The organism is Tepidicella baoligensis, assembly GCF_013432195.1.
GTDB lineage: Bacteria > Pseudomonadota > Gammaproteobacteria > Burkholderiales > Burkholderiaceae_C > Tepidicella > Tepidicella baoligensis.
In genome coordinates this window covers 52,343-69,324 of the sequence record NZ_JACCDB010000012.1, presented here as the reverse complement: position 1 = coordinate 69,324, position 16,982 = coordinate 52,343, and the positions used below count along the sequence as shown (strand labels likewise).

The 16,982-nt window shown below is 61.2% G+C and carries 17 protein-coding genes; all 17 read left to right on the top strand.

Annotated elements, in window-relative coordinates; all coding sequences use genetic code 11:
• A partial coding sequence (locus HZS63_RS11790; RefSeq protein WP_180684216.1) for a hypothetical protein occupies positions 1 to 289 on the top strand: 289 nt, incomplete at its 5' end.
• Between the two features lie 52 nt (positions 290 to 341).
• The gene (locus tag HZS63_RS14160; protein WP_281364043.1) at positions 342 to 467 is read left to right on the top strand and encodes a hypothetical protein; all 126 of its coding nucleotides are present in this window, start codon (positions 342 to 344) and stop codon (positions 465 to 467) included.
• Positions 464 to 2,116: an RCC1 domain-containing protein gene (locus tag HZS63_RS11785; RefSeq protein ID WP_180684215.1), complete on the top strand. Its 1,653-nt coding sequence runs from the start codon at positions 464 to 466 to the stop codon at positions 2,114 to 2,116. The genes HZS63_RS14160 and HZS63_RS11785 overlap by 4 nt, the downstream gene beginning before the upstream one ends.
• Positions 2,117 to 2,158: 42 nt before the next feature.
• The gene (locus HZS63_RS11780; RefSeq protein WP_180684214.1) at positions 2,159 to 3,805 is read left to right on the top strand and encodes an RCC1 domain-containing protein; all 1,647 of its coding nucleotides are present in this window, start codon (positions 2,159 to 2,161) and stop codon (positions 3,803 to 3,805) included.
• Positions 3,806 to 3,807: 2 nt separating this feature from the next.
• Entirely contained in the window at positions 3,808 to 4,350 is a 543-nt protein-coding gene (locus HZS63_RS11775; RefSeq protein ID WP_180684213.1) for a DUF1833 family protein, read from the top strand.
• Positions 4,347 to 4,763, top strand: a complete 417-nt coding sequence (locus tag HZS63_RS11770; RefSeq protein WP_180684212.1) for an NlpC/P60 family protein — start codon at positions 4,347 to 4,349, stop codon at positions 4,761 to 4,763. Before HZS63_RS11775 ends, HZS63_RS11770 begins: the two co-directional genes overlap by 4 nt.
• Positions 4,760 to 7,063 carry a host specificity factor TipJ family phage tail protein gene (locus tag HZS63_RS11765; RefSeq protein ID WP_180684211.1) on the top strand — a complete coding sequence of 768 codons (2,304 nt, stop codon included), beginning with the start codon at positions 4,760 to 4,762 and terminating at the stop codon, positions 7,061 to 7,063. Before HZS63_RS11770 ends, HZS63_RS11765 begins: the two co-directional genes overlap by 4 nt.
• 11 nt (positions 7,064 to 7,074) lie before the next feature.
• Complete coding sequence (locus tag HZS63_RS11760; RefSeq protein WP_019484518.1) at positions 7,075 to 7,365, top strand: DUF6127 family protein; 291 nt, start codon at positions 7,075 to 7,077, stop codon at positions 7,363 to 7,365.
• On the top strand, positions 7,362 to 7,790 hold the full coding sequence (locus HZS63_RS11755) for a holin family protein (protein WP_056928961.1): 429 nt from the start codon (positions 7,362 to 7,364) through the stop codon (positions 7,788 to 7,790). Before HZS63_RS11760 ends, HZS63_RS11755 begins: the two co-directional genes overlap by 4 nt.
• 199 nt (positions 7,791 to 7,989) lie before the next feature.
• A complete protein-coding gene (gene rfaH / locus HZS63_RS11750) occupies positions 7,990 to 8,916 on the top strand; it encodes a transcription/translation regulatory transformer protein RfaH (RefSeq protein WP_219339176.1) in 927 nt (308 codons plus the stop codon).
• A gap of 120 nt (positions 8,917 to 9,036) precedes the next feature.
• Complete coding sequence (locus HZS63_RS11745) at positions 9,037 to 10,617, top strand: recombinase family protein (protein WP_246316335.1); 1,581 nt, start codon at positions 9,037 to 9,039, stop codon at positions 10,615 to 10,617.
• 94 nt (positions 10,618 to 10,711) lie between these two features.
• The gene (locus tag HZS63_RS11740) at positions 10,712 to 11,611 is read left to right on the top strand and encodes a ParB N-terminal domain-containing protein (RefSeq protein WP_180684210.1); all 900 of its coding nucleotides are present in this window, start codon (positions 10,712 to 10,714) and stop codon (positions 11,609 to 11,611) included.
• Positions 11,608 to 12,678 (top strand): plasmid partitioning protein RepB C-terminal domain-containing protein, encoded by a 1,071-nt coding sequence (locus tag HZS63_RS11735; protein ID WP_246316333.1) that lies wholly within the window; start codon positions 11,608 to 11,610, stop codon positions 12,676 to 12,678. The genes HZS63_RS11740 and HZS63_RS11735 overlap by 4 nt, the downstream gene beginning before the upstream one ends.
• Before the next feature lie 86 nt (positions 12,679 to 12,764).
• Complete coding sequence (gene rfaH, locus HZS63_RS11730; RefSeq protein ID WP_180684209.1) at positions 12,765 to 13,262, top strand: transcription/translation regulatory transformer protein RfaH; 498 nt, start codon at positions 12,765 to 12,767, stop codon at positions 13,260 to 13,262.
• 266 nt (positions 13,263 to 13,528) lie between these two features.
• Entirely contained in the window at positions 13,529 to 14,698 is a 1,170-nt protein-coding gene (locus HZS63_RS11725; RefSeq protein WP_180684208.1) for a nucleotide sugar dehydrogenase, read from the top strand.
• 15 nt (positions 14,699 to 14,713) lie between these two features.
• Entirely contained in the window at positions 14,714 to 16,159 is a 1,446-nt protein-coding gene (locus HZS63_RS11720; protein ID WP_180684207.1) for a mannose-1-phosphate guanylyltransferase/mannose-6-phosphate isomerase, read from the top strand.
• Positions 16,146 to 16,982, top strand: a complete 837-nt coding sequence (locus tag HZS63_RS11715; protein WP_180684206.1) for an ABC transporter permease — start codon at positions 16,146 to 16,148, stop codon at positions 16,980 to 16,982. Before HZS63_RS11720 ends, HZS63_RS11715 begins: the two co-directional genes overlap by 14 nt.

Sequence of the window (16,982 nt, the reverse complement as noted above, 5' to 3'; positions counted from 1 at the left end):
GGTCATCGCCCGGCTGCTCGCAGTGGGCCTGCCGGATGTGCTCGCCGGTGCACAGGGCATGCTGTTGCGGGTCAAGGCCGACGCCTCGGGCTACGAGCTCGTGTCCACCGTGGCCTCGCCCCGTTTCTACGGTTTTGCCTTATCAAGTGATGGCAGTGAACTGTTGCTGACCGAAGGGCGCGATCAGATCTTCGAGGCTGAGGCGTTCGATGCCTGGACCGTGGCCGAAGGCGTGCACTTTGCCGTTGAAAACAATGCCCTGGTGATGGCGCTGGAGGTGGCGGCATGACGCTCGACCTCTCGGCCCTGGGCTACCGCTGGCGTNTGATGGCAGTGAACTGTTGCTGACCGAAGGGCGCGATCAGATCTTCGAGGCTGAGGCGTTCGATGCCTGGACCGTGGCCGAAGGCGTGCACTTTGCCGTTGAAAACAATGCCCTGGTGATGGCGCTGGAGGTGGCGGCATGACGCTCGACCTCTCGGCCCTGGGCTACCGCTGGCGTGGCCTCTACTCGCCCTACCTGAGCTATCGGGATGGGGATGTGGTCTTCAAGGAAGGCGGCGCCTGGGTGATCCGCCACGGACAGCCGCAACCCTTTGCGCTGGGCCAGCAGGATGCAACGCTCAAAGGCCACTTGCTCACCGGTGGGGTTTCGGTCGGTGGCTTTGGCGGCATGGTGCTGCATGCCAACAATCAGGGTGGGATCGAATTCCGCTTTCCGCAGGACCGCAACGGCACGGTGGCGGTGTCCCTCATGCAAACCCTGCAGGACAGCGGTGCGCACTACATGCCCAGCAACTACCACATGATGGCGGTGATGACCGATGGCTCGGTGCGTGGCTGGGGGCGTGCCATCAACGGTCAGCTCGGTGAGGGCAGCACGGCCGACATCTACCGAACCTTCCCGGCCCGCGTGGCCTTCCCATCCGGGACACCGCGCATCGTCAAGGTGCTGGCCAATCGCGCCAACACGTATTACATCGATGCCGAGGGCGGGTTGTGGTTCTCTGGTGACAACACCGGCAATCTGTGTTCAGGCGACGGCATCACAGGGGCGGCTCCGGTGCCGCGCCGCCTCAATGGGCGCTGCGACATTGCTGAGACCACCCGCATCGTGGACCTGTTTCTGGGCAGCGATTTCTATGCGTACTACCAAGCCATGGCACTGGACGATCAGGGGCGCGTCTACGCCTGGGGGCACAACCGCTACAACAGCCTGGGACTGGCCAGTTCGTCCAACACCAATGTGGCCACCTTGGTGCCTTTTACCCAGGACGTGCCGATCAAGACCGCCTACCTCAACGGCGCCTACTACGCGGCCAGTCACTTGATCGACTACGACGGCAACTGTTGGGCCAGTGGTCAGTCGGGCGCGGCCTTCCTGGGTGGCGACACCCCGCCACGTCACCTGCGCCTGGATCTGGGCGGGCAGCGTGTGCGCAAGGTCATCAGCAGCGAGTTACGCAACTTCGATGCAGCCGGTGCCGCCCTGGACTACCGGCGCGTGCATGGCTTGATCACCGAGTCCGGCAATCTGTATGTCCAGCACAGCACCCCGGACAACACCGGCATGGGCACCACGGCCGGCTACGCCCAGTCGCTGGTCGACAACCCGCTGTTGACCGGCGTGGCCGATGCCTACTTCGCCAACGGCGGCTATCTGCGCGGTATCGCCCTGATGCAGGACGGCCGCGTCATGGGTCGCGGCTACAGCGGCTACGGCTTTGCGTCAGACGCGGGCAACACCACGACTTGGCTGCCCATTGGGGGTGAGCATTTGACCGGTGTCACTAAGCTGCGTGCCACGGCGGGTCGCTATGGCAGCCTGGGGCTGGCCTTGCGTGGCGATGGGCGCCTGGTGGTCTGGGGTCGCAACGAGATTGGCCTGCACGGCAATGGGGTGGCCACCGAGGGGCCCGCGACCGGGTTTGTGCTCAGCGATCGCCCCCTCATCGACTTCAGCCTCTCGGGCTATGCGGGCTATGGCGCGGGCGATGTGAATGCTGCCGTGCACGCCCTCAACGATCGTGGCCAGGTGCTGTCCTGGGGTGCGGGCAATCAGTGCGGTGACGACGACGGCGATCACTGCTTCAGCCCATCAATTATTCGCTTTTGACATCCGTTTCTGACATTCGATTCTCACTCTCTGGAGCCAATCATGGGTACCGTTTCATTGGGCAAGATCGCCTTCAGTTGGCGAGGTCCGTATGCCGAGGGCGCAGCCTATGCGCGCCAGGACGTCGTTGGCCATCAGGGCGACAGCTGGGTGTGCCTGGTCGATGGCACGCTCGGGGTCCTGCCTGGCAGCGATGTGGCGGTCTGGCAGCTCTTTGCGCAAGGCAGCCTGAACGTGGCCGGCATGGCAGGTGACCTCATCTACTTTGATGGCCAGCAACTCGCGGCCCTGAGCCCCGGGCAGTCCGGGCAGGTCCTTAAAATCGATCAGGCCAGTGGACTGCCGGCCTGGGGTGAGGTGGAAAGCCGCTCGGGCGTGCGCGTCAAGGCCCTGCCGCAAGGGGTGAACACCTCTTATCGCAAGGGGGCCTGCGTGATGGAGGACGGCTCGGTGCGGTTCTGGGGCGACAACGGCGCCTACATGCACGGCACGGGCGCCAATGCCGCCGATCGCTCTTACCCTTCGCGCGCCGCCTTCCCCTTCGGTGCCGTCCCCATCGAAAAACTTTACCTCGCCTACAGCAGCCTGAGCTGGGCGATCGATGTCGACGGCAAGCTCTGGACCTGGGGCACGGACGGCTACGGCGCCTCGGGCAATGGAACCACGGTGGCCAGCACGGTACCCTACTGCGCCTCGGACAACCCGGCCAACTCGGTCTACGGCCGTCAGGTGGTGGAGGTCGCCAGCCTGCTGAGTACCGAGGGCTATCCATCGACGCTGGTGCGCACGGCCGACGGCAAGGTGCACGCTTGCGGCTACAACGCCTACGGCCAGGTGGGGGTGGGCGATACCGCCAACCGCAACAACTTGATCGAGGTGCCGCTCTTGAGTGACATCGTCAAGATTGCCGGTGGGCGAGAGCGCTACACCACCTACTACGCCCTCAGCGCCGCAGGCCAGCTCTACGCCTGGGGCTACAACGCCGAGCAGCAGCTCGGCAACGGCGTGACCGCGCAGAACAACATCCCGTTGCTGGTGCCGCACTTTGCCAACAACGGCATCGTGCTGCGCGACGTGGTGGCCGCCTACAAGGGGTGCTTTGCCGTCGACGTCGATCACAACCTCTACTACTGGGGCACCCCAGAAAACGGTGTCGGTGGCACGGGAGCTACCACGGTCACAGGCGTGGTGCTGGTCGCCACGAACGTGCGCGATGTCTTCACCGGTGCTGGTGCCAACCCGCAGGCCTTCGTCATCAAGCAGGACGGCTCGGTGTGGGCCAGCGGTCGCAACAACCACGGCAACCTGGGGCTGGGCATCACCACCGATGTGCTCAGTTTCACCGAGGTTTCTGCCTTGCCGCGTACCATCGTCAAAATCGTCTGCGGCGGATCGGCCTCGTTCAACTACGCCTTGTTCCTGACCCAAGCTGGCAGTGTCTACGCCTGTGGCTACAACGGCAACGGCGCGCTGGGCCTGGGCGACACGACCAGTCGCAGCCTGCCGGAACTCGTCCCGATCGCCCACCGTAAAGTCGTGGATATTTGCAGTTACGGCTACACCTCCGAGCAAGGCACGGGGTTTCTGCTCGACGACGGGCAATTGCTGCAGTCGGGCTATGCGGGCGAGTCGCAGTTGCCCGAAGACGATGACGAGGCGAGCTTCGTGCCTTATCCAGTGGTGTTCTGAGCATGCCCAACGCTGCTTTATCAGAAGCCATCAAAGAGGCCTACGCCAGCGCCCCATCGGAGCAGATCATCCTGCACACCCTGGAGTTGCGCCACCCTGCCTTTGTCGATGAGGCTGGTCAGCCGGTCGCCATCCGCGTGGTGCGCGACACGGGTGATCTCTGGGCCCGGCTGGAATCTCAAGCCCCGCTGCAAGCCGGCGAGCGTGTGCAGTTCGTGGCGATGGGCTTTGAGCTGGATTTGCCGCCCGTCGACACCATGCCCGTGCCAGAAATCACGGTGACACTCGACAACGTCTCACGCGAAATCGTGCGCCACCTGGATGCGGCGGCCGAGTCGCAGTCGGTGATCGAAGTGACCTACCGGCCGTATCTCTCGACCGATCTGGAAGGCCCGCAGATGGACCCGCCCATCCACCTGGTGCTCACGGAAGTGGAGGCCGACATCTTTCGGGTGACCGGCCGTGCCCGCATGTTGGATGTGGGCAACAAGGCTTTCCCAGGCATCAGCTACACCGCCAAAACCTTCCCGGGTCTGACCCGATGAGCCCGACACCCCATTGGGCGGCCGAGCTCATCGGTCGGCCCTGGCACGCCGGTGCACGTGGCCCGGACGCGTTCGATTGCTGGGGCCTGTTCCTGGCCATCCAGCGCGAGCACTTTGGCCGAGACCTGCCCGAAATCCCGGTGGACGCCAACGACCTGCGCACCGTGATGACCACCTTCCGCGACCACCCCGAGCGACAACGCTGGGTGGCCGTGGCGCAACCCGCCGAAGGCGATGCTGTGTTGCTGCGCCAATCCCGCCACCCGGTGCATGTGGGGGTGTGGCTCGCGGTCGATGGCGGTGGCGTGCTGCATGCCGTCAAGGACGCCGGTGTCGTGTTCCAGAAGCTGCCCGAACTCCTGCTGCACGGCTGGCGGGTGGAGGGCTACTACCGATTTGTGGAGTCGTCGTGAGCGAAGCCAACCAGAGCGCGGTGATTCTGCTGCGCAACCCCTTCCAGCCCAGTCAGCGCGAAGTGATGGTGGCCCACCCGAGCCAGACCATACGCCAGTGGCTCGGTGCCCAGGGCATTGCCGAATTCAATCAGCCCACCGTCTGCATCAAGAACGGCACTCCGGTGTTGCGTGCCGATTGGGCGGTCACACCGATCGATGGCGTGGTGCTCTTCATCACCCTGCCGCAGGGCGGGGGAGGTGGTGGCGGTGGGAAGAACCCGTTGCGCACGGTGCTGATGATCGCGGTGATGGTGGTCGCCACCGTCTATGGCGGCCCATTGGGGGCGAGCCTGGGCTTTAGCGGCAACCTGGCCACAGCGGTCGGGTCGGCCATCATCATGACGGCGGGCTCTGCCCTGGTCAGCGCTCTGGTGCCGCTGCCCACGCCCAACATGCCGTCCTTTGCCGGCTCGGGCGGGGGTCTGGCGCAGCCGTCGCCCACCTACAGCCTGCAAGGCCAGGGCAACTATGCGCGGCTGGCCCAGCCCATCCCGGTCGTCTACGGCCGCCATCTGGTCTATCCGGATTTGGCTGCCACCCCCTATGGCGAATATCAGGGCAATGAACAGTTCCTGCATCAACTGCACTGCATCGGCTTGGGCGAATACGACATCGAGCAGATTCGCATCGAGGACACGCCGATTGCCTCGTTTGAGGAAGTGACCTACCAGATCGTGCCGCCCGGCAGTCCGGTCACGCTCTTCAACCCGGATGTGGTGACCGCGCCAGAGGTCGCCGGGCAGGAACTGCTGGCCGGGACCTGGACAGGAGGCTTTGCCATCAACCCGGCCGACAGTGAAATCACGCACATTGGCATCGACATCCTGCTGCCGCGCGGGCTGTATTACGCCAATGACGCCGGTGGCCTGGACAGCCGCAGTGCCAGCTGGAAGGTCGAAGCCCGGGCCATCGATGCCGAGGGCGAGCCACTGAACGACTGGTTCACGCTGGGCAATGAGAGCCTGACCGCTGCCACCACAACGCCGCAGCGGCGCACTTACCGTTATCCCATTGCAGCAGGGCGATACGAAGTGCGTGCCACGCGGCTCGATGGCAAGGACAGCAGTTCCCGCGCCGGGCACGAGGTACGCTGGGGTGAGGCCCGGGGCTGTCTGGCCGGCGGTATCACTTTCCCTGACAACGTCACACTGCTCGCCATCCGCATGCGCGCCACCGATAACCTGTCGCAGCGCTCCAGTCGGCTCATCAACTGCATCGTCACGCGCAAGCTGCCGGTCTGGTCGGTGGACTCTGGCTGGTCTGCTCCATTGCCCACGCGTTCGATCGCATGGGCCTTTGCCGACATCTTGCGTGCGAGCTACGGGGCCAAACTGCCAGATGCCCGAATCGATCTCGCCGCCTTGGCGCAACTGGATCAGGTTTGGGCCGGTCGGGGTGATCGGTTCGATGGTGTCTTTGACCAGCAGGTCACCGTCTGGGAGGCGTTGACTCGGGTCGCCCGCTGTGGGCGAGCGGTGCCCTTCCTACAGGGCGGCATTGTGCGCCTGGTGCGCGACGAAGCCCGGCTACTGCCCGTGGCGCTCTTCAGTCCGCGCAACATCGTCAAGAACAGCCTCAAGATCCAGTACGTGATGCCGGGCGAAGAGACGGCGGACGCGGTGACGGTGGAGTTCTTCAGCAGCCGCACCTGGAAACCCGATGAAGTGACGGTGAGCCTGCCGGGCTCCAGCAGCACCAACCCGGCCAAGCTGCGGCTCTTTGGCTGCACCACCGAAGCACACGCAGTGCGCGAGGGGTTGTATCTGGCGGCGGCCAACCGCTACCGCCGTCGCATCATCACCTTGCGCACCGAGCTCGAAGGCCTGATTCCCACCTATGGCGATCTGATCGCCATTGCCCATGACATGCCCAGTTGGGGCGCGGGCGGCGAAATCGTCGCCTGGGATGCCGACACCCACACCGCCAAGCTGTCCGAGCCAGTCGCATTTGTCGATGGGCAAGAACATGTCATGGCCCTGCGCCGTCGCGATGGCGGGGTCAGCGGCCCGCATGCGGTGATGCCGGGCAACGATGCGCAGCAGGTGGTCTTTGCCGACCTGCCCGACATCCCCATCGAAACCGGCCTGTCGGCCGAGCGCACCCATTTTGCGTTTGGCATCGCCGAGCAATGGAGCCTGCTGGCCCGGGTGATCGCGGTGCGCCCGCGTGGCGAGCAGGTGGAAATCACCTGCGTGGCCGAGCACTCGGGTGTGCACAGCGCCGATGGCAGTGTCGACAGCAGCACCGCCCCAATCTGAAAGGAAAGAAGATGAACGAACCCCACCTGATGGATGGCATGGTGGTCATGCCCCATGACGAATTTGAAACCCTGCTGGAGCGCGCCGCCGAGCGTGGGGCGCGTCACGCCTTGTCCGATGTCGGCCTGGATGGCCCGGATGCTGCAAACGACATCCGCGAGCTTAGGAATCTGCTCGACGCTTTCAACGAGGCCAAGAAAACCGCCGGCCTCACGCTGGTCAAGATGCTGGTCACCGGTCTCGTGCTGGCCTTGCTCGCCGGCACCATCGTCAAAATCAAACTGTTCGGAGGCCCGCAATGAGCCCGATCTTCACAACGCTCGCGCCCGGCCTCTTCGAAGCCGGTGCCAAACTGATCGACCGCCTGATTCCCGATCCAGCCCAGCGCGAGCAGGCCAAGCTCGCCTTGTTTCAAGCTGAAGGTCAGCAGGCCTTGCAGGAAATGCAGGTGAGCCTCTCGGCCATACTGGCGGAAGCCAATTCGGCCGACCCGTGGACCAGTCGGGCACGCCCAACCTTTCTGTACGTGATCTACGGCGTGATCCTACTTTCGGTGATCGGCAGCATCATCGGCATCTGGTGGCCCGCCGAGGTGTTTCAGGCCGCCGAAAACCTCTCCAAGCTGCTCAATGCGGTGCCCGAGAGCTTGTGGTGGCTCTTTGGTGCAGGCTACCTCGGCTACACCGGCGCACGCAGTTTCGACAAGTGGCGCGGCGTGCCCAGGTAGGCAACACCAGCGGCTGCAGCAAACGCAACAGCAGTAAACCATAGACCCCGTCTTCATCCGCTTCCCTTATGGGTGGCTGGTGAAGGCGGGGTCTTTTGTCGTTTGTGGGCCAGAAATTTGCACAACACTCGCCAGATGGCCTTGGCTTTGTTCGCGAACAGCGCCTTCATGGAGGCATGTTCACCTTGCCCCACGCCCCATGGCCCCGCGCCTGCTGACCTCGCCACAAGCCGCCGAGCGTCTCGGCCTGCCTGTGCAGGCGCTCTACAAACTGCGCGATGCGGACGAGGGCCTGGCCATCACCCAGACCGGCCTGCAGGTCGGCTACCAGGTCGAAGACATTGCGGCGTACGAGCGCCGCGAGATGCTGGCCCTGGTCGAGCAGGTGCTGGCCACGGCAAGGCCGCTGCCGCTGATCCGTGCCATGGCGCAGTTGCTGCGATCGCCGCCACCAGAAGAGGGGCTACCGGCCCCCGTGCCCAATCCGCGGCCATCCTCCAAGCTTCTTACGTCCGCTACGCCAGCTACGCCCGCCACGCCGCCCCCCAAAACCCCCGCCGTCTCACCGCCACCCCCTCAAAAACCCGCACCGGCCACACCAGTTACACCCGCCACATCGGCCTGGTTCCTGGTGCGCAGCAAGCCCCGACAGGAATCGGTGGCGCTTACTCACCTGGCACGCCAGGGCTATGAGTCCTACCTCCCGCTGTTCGCCACCGAAAAACTCGTCCGCCGCAAATCCACCGTCGTGCAAGAGCCGATGTTCGCGCGCTACTTGTTCGTGCGGCTCGACACATCAGGTCACGAAAGGGGCCAAGGCCAGAGCTGGAGCCCGATCCGCTCCACCGTCGGCGTGAGCGAATTGGTGTCCTTCGGCAGCCGACCCGCGCGGGTCGATGACGCCCTGATCGCTACCCTGCGCGAGCGTGAGATCGCGCAGCAGGGCACCCCGACCACCTTATTTGCTCATGGCGACAGCGTGCGCATCACCGAAGGCGCCTTTGCCGGGCTGGAGGCGATCTACCAGATGAACGATGCCGAGGGCCGCGCCATGGTGCTGCTGGATCTCTTGAGCAAACCTGTGGCCATGACGATCGACGCAGCCAGTCTGCGCAAGGTGGGGTGAAGCATGACTGCACTTCGCTTGCCTGGGCCAATTTATCTCGACGGTATAGGCCTCATGGCCTTGATACGGCTTGGCCTTCGAAGCCAACATGGCCTCACACAACAAAAAGATTGACCGACCATGGCATTGACTGACATCTCCACCGACCACCACCCCGACACCAGAGCCTTCCGGGCCGCCCAGTACGTGCGCATGTCCACTGAACACCAGCAATACTCCACGCTCAACCAGGCCGACAAGATCCGCGAGTACGCCGACAAGCGGGGCATCGAGATCGTGCGCACCTATGCCGACGACGGCAAAAGCGGCCTCTCCATCGGTGGCCGCGCCTCCCTACAGAAACTGATCGCCGATGTCGAATCGGGCAACACCGATTTCAACCTGATCCTGGTCTACGACGTCAGCCGCTGGGGCCGGTTTCAGGACGCGGACGAATCCGCTTATTACGAGTACATCTGCAAGCGCCAGGGCATCAGCGTCGCCTACGTCGCCGAGCAGTTTGAAAACGATGGCTCCCCCGTTTCAACCATCGTCAAAGGCGTCAAGCGCGCCATGGCTGGCGAATACAGCCGCGAACTCTCGGCCAAGGTGTTTGCCGGCCAGTGCCGCCTGATCGAGCTCGGCTTTCGCCAGGGCGGCCCGGCCGGCTTCGGCCTACGCCGGGTGCTGATTGACCAGAGCGGTGCCATCAAAGCCACCTTGAAACCCGGCGAGCACAAAAGCCTGCAAACCGACCGGGTGATCCTGGTGCCGGGGCCGGCGCAGGAAGTGGCCACAGTCCACCAGATCTACCGCTGGCTGGTCGATGACGATCTCCCCCTGTCTGAAATCGCCCAGCGGCTCAACGACATCCCCATCCACACCGATCTGGACCGCCCCTGGACCTACAGCACGGTGCGCCAGGTGCTGACCAACGAGAAGTACATCGGCAACAACGTTTACAACCGCCACTCCTTCAAGCTCAAGAAAAAGCACGTCGACAACCCGCCCGAGATGTGGATCCGCAAGGAGGGGGCGTTCGAGGGCATCGTGCCGCTGGACACCTTTCTGGCCGCCCAGGAGGTGCTGACCGAGCGCAGCAAACGGCTGACGGACGAGGAATTGCTCAACCACTTGAAGGCGCTCTACGCCGAGTGCGGTCGCCTGTCGGGTTTCATCATCGACCAGGTGGCCAACGGCCCCTCGGCCAGCCTGTACACCTCGCGCTTTGGCAGCCTCGTCCGCGCCTACGAGCTGATTGGTTACCGCCCACCGGGCGGCACCGAGCATCTGGAAATCAACCGCCGCCTGCGCCAGCTCCACCCAGAAATCATCGCCCGCACCGAGCACACCATTGCCGAGCTGGGTGGCCACATCCGGCGCGACCCCAAGACCGATCTCTTGACCCTCAACGACGAGCTGGTCATCAGCCTGGTGCTGGCCCGCTGCCAAACCACCCCGACGGGCCATCTGCGCTGGCGCATCCGGTTCGATCCGGCACGGCTGTTTGACACCGGCCACCCCGACATCACGGTGGCCATCCGGCTCGATCCCGCCAACACCCAGGAGCTCGACTACTACCTGCTGCCCAGGCTCGACCTGCCCGAGCAGGAAATCCGCGTCAGCAACAAAAACAGCGCCGACTTTGAGTGCTTTCGCTTCGACGACCTCACCTTCTTCTACGGCATGTCCGAACGGGAGCGCCTGCAACGGCGCATCTGACGAATCTGACGCCGCTGACCCATCCACCCAACCATCCCAAGAAAGGAAGCCCCATGACAACCACGCCAACGCACCCACTCAAACGGAGGCCCCCATGCTGACCGGCACCCCCGAAACCGTCACTCTGATCCCCATCGCCCGCGTTGAAATCCTCAACTCCCGCGAACGCAACATGAAAATCTTCGAGGAGATCGTCGAGAACATCAAATCGATCGGCCTGAAGAAACCCATCACCGTCACCGAACGCCCCGGTGATGATGGACATCCCAAGTACCTGCTGGTCTGCGGCGAAGGGCGACTCAACGCCTTCCGCATTCTGGGCGAAACCCACATCCCCGCCCTGGTGGTCGACGTCAGCGACGAAGACGCCTTCATCATGAGCCTGGCCGAGAACATCGCCCGGCGCGGCCACCGTCCCCTGGAAATCCTGGCCGACATCGAAATCCTGCGCAAGCGCGGCTACGACGCTGACACCATCATCCACAAAACCGGTCTCTCGCCCAAGTACGTCAAGGACATCGTCTTCCTTCTGGACCAGGGGGAAGAACGCCTGATCGAAGGCGTGCAACGCGGCGCCATCCCGCTCACCACAGCCCTTGAAATCGCTCGTGCCAAGGACGATGACGAGAGCCTGGGCGAAATGCTGCAGGAGGCTTACGAGAACGGCCAGCTCAACCGGCGCCAGATCATCGAGACCAAGCGCCTCGTCGAAAAACGCCAAGCTTACGGCCCCGGCTCACCCGATCCTGCCCAGATCAAGCCGCCTACTTCCAGCTACAGCCTGGTGCGCACCTACCAGCGCGAAGTCGAGCGCCAACGCAAGATGGTCCTCAAGGCCGAGCACGCGCACCAGCGCCTGCTGCTGGTCGTCCAGGGCCTCAAAAAACTCTTCTCGGATGAGCATTTCGTCAACCTGCTGCGCGCCGAGGGGCTGGACACGTTGCCCAAGTACCTCGCAGAGCGCATCGACAACCTGAATGGAGCCACGACATGAACCCCGCCACGAACGCACAACGGGCACAACTGGCCCAACCCAACATCACGCCGATGTACCCCGGTATCCATCAGGCCGATGAGGCTGAGGAGGGCCCCAACCTGCCCACGGCCCCGCTCAACACCTTGCTCGGCTTCGATCTGGAGACTTACCAGATCCCGCTCGACACCCTGATGCCCAGCAAGCGGATTCAAGAAGGTGTGATGAGCACCCGCAAGTACAAGCAGGTCGTCTCGTCCATCCATGAAATCGGCCTGATCGAACCCTTGTCGGTGATCCAGCACGACCCGGCCAAGCCGGAATTCATCCTGCTCGATGGCCATTTGCGGGTGCTGGCACTGAAGGATCTCGGTGTCCACGAGGCCCCCTGCCTGATCGCCAAGGACGACGAGACCTACACCTACAACCACCGCATCAACCGGCTCTCGACCATCCAGGAGCATTACATGATCCGCCGCGCCATTGATCGCGGGGTGAGCAAGGAACGCCTGGCCCGGGCCTTTGGCGTGAACTTGAGCTCCATCAACCGGCGCATCAACCTGCTCGAAGGCATCTGCCCGGACGCCATCGCCCGGTTGCAGGACAAGCAATTCACACCCGACGTGACGCGGGTGCTGCGCAACATGAAGGCCGCCCGGCAGGTGGAGGCGGTAGAGCTGATGGTCGCCAGCAACACCATCACCGTGGCCCATGCCGACGCCTTGCTCAAGGCCACGCCTCCAGAGCAGCGCACCGACTTCAAACCCTCGGAGCGTGACAAGCAACTGGCCCCGATCGAGCAGATCGTCAAACTCGAAAAGGAAATGAGCCAGGTGCAGACCCAGTACAAGGACGCCGAAGAAAACTACGGCTCTGACTTGCTCAACCTGGTGGTGGCTAAGGGCTACCTGACCAAACTGCTCGGCAACGATGCCGTCAAAAGCTACATCACCCGGCACGAGCCCGAAATCCTCGAGCATTTCGAGCTGGTGGTGAATACCGTGAGCATGGAAGAGGCGGTACAGCAGCAACTGGAGGCCGATGGAGAATTCGAAGAACCGCCCGAGGCGGAAGCCCCGGCGCAATAGGGGAGGCGACATAGGACAGATTCATTGCCGCACCGCAATACCGGAGGGTAAAATGCTGACAATAAAAATAACCTTCGGAGGTGGTCATGCACTGGTATCTCGTCCATACCAAGCCCAGGCAGGAAAAGTGCGCCCTGGAAAACCTCCAGCGCCAAGGTTATCAGTGTTATCTGCCCACCCTCCCGTCCGAAAAAATCCGCCAGGGCGTGCTGACGGTGGTAGAAGAACCCCTGTTCCCGCGCTATCTGTTCATCCGCCTGGGTCAGGGGGATTCAGCGCCAAGCTGGGCACCCATCCGCTCGACCAAAGGCGTCAGCCGGCTGGTCAGTTTCGGGGTGGAGCCGGCCAAGGTGTCCGGCTCGCTGGTCGAGGCCCTTCGTGCGCAAGAGGCATCTGTTCAGGCCGAGCCAGAGCGCCTGTTCAAGCCCGGTGAGCGCGTGCGTCTGACCGAAGCGCCGTTTGCTGGTATCGAAGGCATCTACCAAATGGCCGACGGCGAGCGCCGCGTCATGGTGTTGATCGAACTGCTCTCCAAGCAAGTCCGGGTGCGGGTTGCGCCGGCCAACCTGCGCAAGCTCGGCTGAAGCTCGGTCGAAACATTTCTCAAAGTCATGCCGGTGTGGCAAAATACAACCATCCGTTAGGCCTTTTGCAGCACTCCGCTGCTTATAAAAAGCCTCGGAATCCCCTGTTGAACCTCGCTGACCGCGCTTGCTGATCGTGAAACGGCACGGCGGTAGCGTGCCTAAAGCGCATTGATCATCATTTCCCAATTAAATCGAATGACCGGTTTCCGAACGGAAATCGAGGTCATGCTGCGCGTGTGCATTCTCCGGGAGCATCTCCCCTCATGAAAATCGCCATCGCAGGCACCGGCTACGTTGGCTTGTCCAACGCCGTTTTGCTGGCTCAGCACCACGAAGTGGTCGCTCTCGACATCGTCCCCGAGAAGGTGGCGATGCTCAATCGCAAGCACTCTCCCATCGTCGATACCGAGATCGAGGACTACCTCCAGCACAAGCCGCTCAACCTGCGCGCCACGCTGGACAAGCGCGAAGCCTATGAAGGTGCCGAGTTCGTCGTCATCGCCACCCCCACCGACTACGACCCCGAGACCAACACCTTCAACACGAAGTCCGTTGAGGCCGTGGTGCGCGACGTGCTGGCCATCAATCCACAGGCGGTGATGGTGATCAAGTCCACCGTGCCGGTGGGCTATACGGCAAAGCTCAAGGCCGAGCTCGGTTGCGACAAACTCATCTTTTCGCCCGAATTCCTCCGCGAAGGCCGAGCGCTTTACGACAACCTGCACCCCTCGCGCATCATCGTCGGCGAACGCTCGGACCGCGCCGAAACCTTTGCCCATCTGCTCCAGGAAGGCGCGATCAAGCAAGACATCCCCATGCTGTTCACCGACAGCACTGAGGCTGAGGCGATAAAGCTCTTCGCCAACACCTACCTCGCCATGCGCGTGGCCTACTTCAACGAACTCGACACCTACGCCGCCACCCACGGCCTGGATACGCGCCAGATCATCGACGGCGTCTGCCTCGACCCCCGCATCGGTGCCCACTACAACAACCCAAGCTTCGGCTATGGCGGCTACTGCCTACCGAAGGACACCAAGCAGCTTCTCGCCAACTACCGCGATGTGCCGCAAAACCTCATCAACGCCATTGTGGAGGCCAATGCCACTCGCAAAGACTTCATTGCGGACGAGATTCTGCGTCAAAAACCGAAAGTGGTTGGTATCTATCGATTGGTCATGAAAGCCGGTTCTGACAACTATCGCTCCTCTAGCATTCAAGGGGTCATGAAACGTCTCAAGGCCAAAGGTGTTGAAGTTATTGTGTATGAGCCTGTACTTAATGAATCTTGGTTTTTCGGCTCTCGGGTGCAGAATAATTTAGTTCAATTTAAGAATGTGGCAGATCTGATTGTTGCCAATCGAGGCTCTACTGAGTTGAGCGATGTGGCGGGTAAAGTTTTTACTCGCGATGTTTTTGGTTTCGATGAATAGTTCAACGGTAAACTCATGTTAATTCCTGTAATTCTTTCTGGCGGTGCCGGCACTCGCCTTTGGCCGGTATCGCGTGAAGGCCATCCCAAACCCTTCATGAAACTCGCCGACGGTGAGAGCCTGCTGCTCAAAACCTACCAACGCGCAGCCTCCGCTGTAGATGCTTTGGGCAGCGAGAAAGGTGAGTTGATTACTGTCACTAACCGTGACTACTATTTCATGAGCAAAGATGAGCTGGCTGCAGCCCAGTTGGGTGAGCGCCGCCCGGGCATGTTTTTGCTCGAACCTGTTGGCCGTAACACTGCCCCCGCAGTGGCACTGGCCGCTCAACACATAGCGAATAAGTACGGCCCAGATGCATTGATGCTGGTGTTAGCGGCAGACCATCTCATTCAAGACCAGAGCGCATTCAATGCTGCTGTGGCCGATGCCGCAACTTTGGCCCAACATGGCTATTTGGTTACTTTTGGCATCGTGCCTAGTGGCCCAGAGACGGGGTTTGGCTATATCGAAGCTGGTGAAACCATGCAACACGGCCGAAAGGCCATTCGTTTCGTTGAGAAGCCGTCCTTCGAAAAGGCGCAAGCCTACTTGGCAAGCGGCAATTTTTACTGGAATTCCGGCATGTTCTGCTTCCAGGCAGGCCGCCTACTGGAAGAAATAACTCAGCATGCTCCTGACGTGGCTTCCGCTATTGAGGCTTGCTGGCAAGCCGTTACTGCCCAACCCAATGCCGCTGATCAAATGATTGATATCCCGACCCAGATGTTCGCTCAGGTGCCGGATATATCGATTGACTATGCCGTCATGGAGCGGTCCAGCCAAGTGGCTGTTGTTCCTTCTGATTTCGGCTGGAGTGACATCGGTTCCTGGACCGCAGTAAAAGATTTGGTACACCCTGATGACAATCAAAACCGTGCGCTGGGAGAGGTCATCTTTGTCGATAGCCGCAACACCTTTGTGCAGAGCGAAGACAGGCTGGTCGCCACCGTTGGGGTGGACAACCTCATGATCATTGATACGCCCGATGCCTTGCTGGTGGCGCATCCAGATAAATCACAAGACGTAAAAAAGGTGGTAGCCCAGCTGAAATCCAAACTGCACGAAGCCTACAAATTGCATCGCACTGTAGCCCGGCCTTGGGGCACTTATACCGTGCTGGAAGAGGGGCCTCATTTCAAAATCAAGCGCATTGAGGTCAAGCCCGGTGCCAGCCTTAGCTTGCAAATGCACCATCACCGCAGCGAGCATTGGATTGTGGTGAGAGGCATGGCCAAAGTCGTTAATGGCGAACGTGAAATCATGGTGAGCACTAATGAGTCCACATACATCCCGGCAGGCCACAAGCATCGACTCGAAAATCCTGGTGTACTTGATCTGGTAATGATCGAAGTGCAAAGCGGTGAATATCTTGGTGAGGATGACATTGTGCGCTTTCAGGACAATTATGGCCGCGTCTGATATTTCGCGCTCAGATGTTGAGGATCAAAGTGAATCTTGGCATAACCATTCTGGGAAATCGGACATCACGGTTGGGCTGAAAGCAACACATGTCTGGCTTGCCCTTGGCTGGCACGATATACGTCAGCGCTATCGTAGATCGGTCATCGGACCTTTTTGGTTTACGCTGAGCACCCTTATTATGGTGGGTGTCTTGGGTATTCTCTATTCAACGCTGCTTGGACAAGAAATCCACCACTACCTTCCCTACCTTGGCGTAGGACTGGTGGTTTGGCAATACATCAGCACCGTTGTCAATGAAGGTGCAAACACCTTTATTGGTTCCGCCTATCTCATCAAACAGATACGGATGCCGCTCACGATTCACGTGGCGCGTGTAGTGTGGCGCAATTTCGTCGTGCTGATGCATAGCTTGCCCGTTGTATTTTTATTTTTGCTTGCTTTCGGCCACCGTCCTGGGATCAAATTATTTTTGGTCATTCCCGGTCTATTCTTGCTGCTATTGCACGGAGCGTGGATCGGCATTGTGCTTGGCATTCTTTGCGCGCGCTATCGTGATGTTTACCCGATAGTTGGCAACTTGATTCAAGTGGCTTTTTTCTTTACGCCCGTCATGTGGCAAGTGAGTTTACTCAAAGATAAAGCGTGGTTGGCTGAACTAAATCCGCTATATCACATGATCGAAATAGTGCGTGCTCCAATGATCAATTCACACCTAGAACTTGCCTCCTGGCTATGGAGTATCGGCCTGCTGTTAGTCGGTTTTGCTCTCGCTCAATACCTTATGCAGCGCGCGCGCAACCGTGTTCCCTATTGGGTGTAA

Bases quoted from the DNA above. Each gene is read 5' to 3' on its own strand.
- rfaH (WP_219339176.1), top strand. From the start codon at position 7,990: ATGGCCCCGCGCCTGCTGACCTCGCCACAAGCCGCCGAGCGTCTCGGC.
- HZS63_RS11745 (WP_246316335.1), top strand. From the start codon at position 9,037: ATGGCATTGACTGACATCTCCACCGACCACCACCCCGACACCAGAGCC.
- HZS63_RS11760 (WP_019484518.1), top strand. From the start codon at position 7,075: ATGAACGAACCCCACCTGATGGATGGCATGGTGGTCATGCCCCATGAC.
- HZS63_RS11715 (WP_180684206.1), top strand. From the start codon at position 16,146: ATGGCCGCGTCTGATATTTCGCGCTCAGATGTTGAGGATCAAAGTGAA.
- HZS63_RS11785 (WP_180684215.1), top strand. From the start codon at position 464: ATGACGCTCGACCTCTCGGCCCTGGGCTACCGCTGGCGTGGCCTCTAC.
- HZS63_RS11775 (WP_180684213.1), top strand. From the start codon at position 3,808: ATGCCCAACGCTGCTTTATCAGAAGCCATCAAAGAGGCCTACGCCAGC.
- HZS63_RS11780 (WP_180684214.1), top strand. From the start codon at position 2,159: ATGGGTACCGTTTCATTGGGCAAGATCGCCTTCAGTTGGCGAGGTCCG.
- HZS63_RS11720 (WP_180684207.1), top strand. From the start codon at position 14,714: ATGTTAATTCCTGTAATTCTTTCTGGCGGTGCCGGCACTCGCCTTTGG.
- HZS63_RS11740 (WP_180684210.1), top strand. From the start codon at position 10,712: ATGCTGACCGGCACCCCCGAAACCGTCACTCTGATCCCCATCGCCCGC.
- HZS63_RS11755 (WP_056928961.1), top strand. From the start codon at position 7,362: ATGAGCCCGATCTTCACAACGCTCGCGCCCGGCCTCTTCGAAGCCGGT.
- rfaH (WP_180684209.1), top strand. From the start codon at position 12,765: ATGCACTGGTATCTCGTCCATACCAAGCCCAGGCAGGAAAAGTGCGCC.
- HZS63_RS11725 (WP_180684208.1), top strand. From the start codon at position 13,529: ATGAAAATCGCCATCGCAGGCACCGGCTACGTTGGCTTGTCCAACGCC.
- HZS63_RS11770 (WP_180684212.1), top strand. From the start codon at position 4,347: ATGAGCCCGACACCCCATTGGGCGGCCGAGCTCATCGGTCGGCCCTGG.
- HZS63_RS11735 (WP_246316333.1), top strand. From the start codon at position 11,608: ATGAACCCCGCCACGAACGCACAACGGGCACAACTGGCCCAACCCAAC.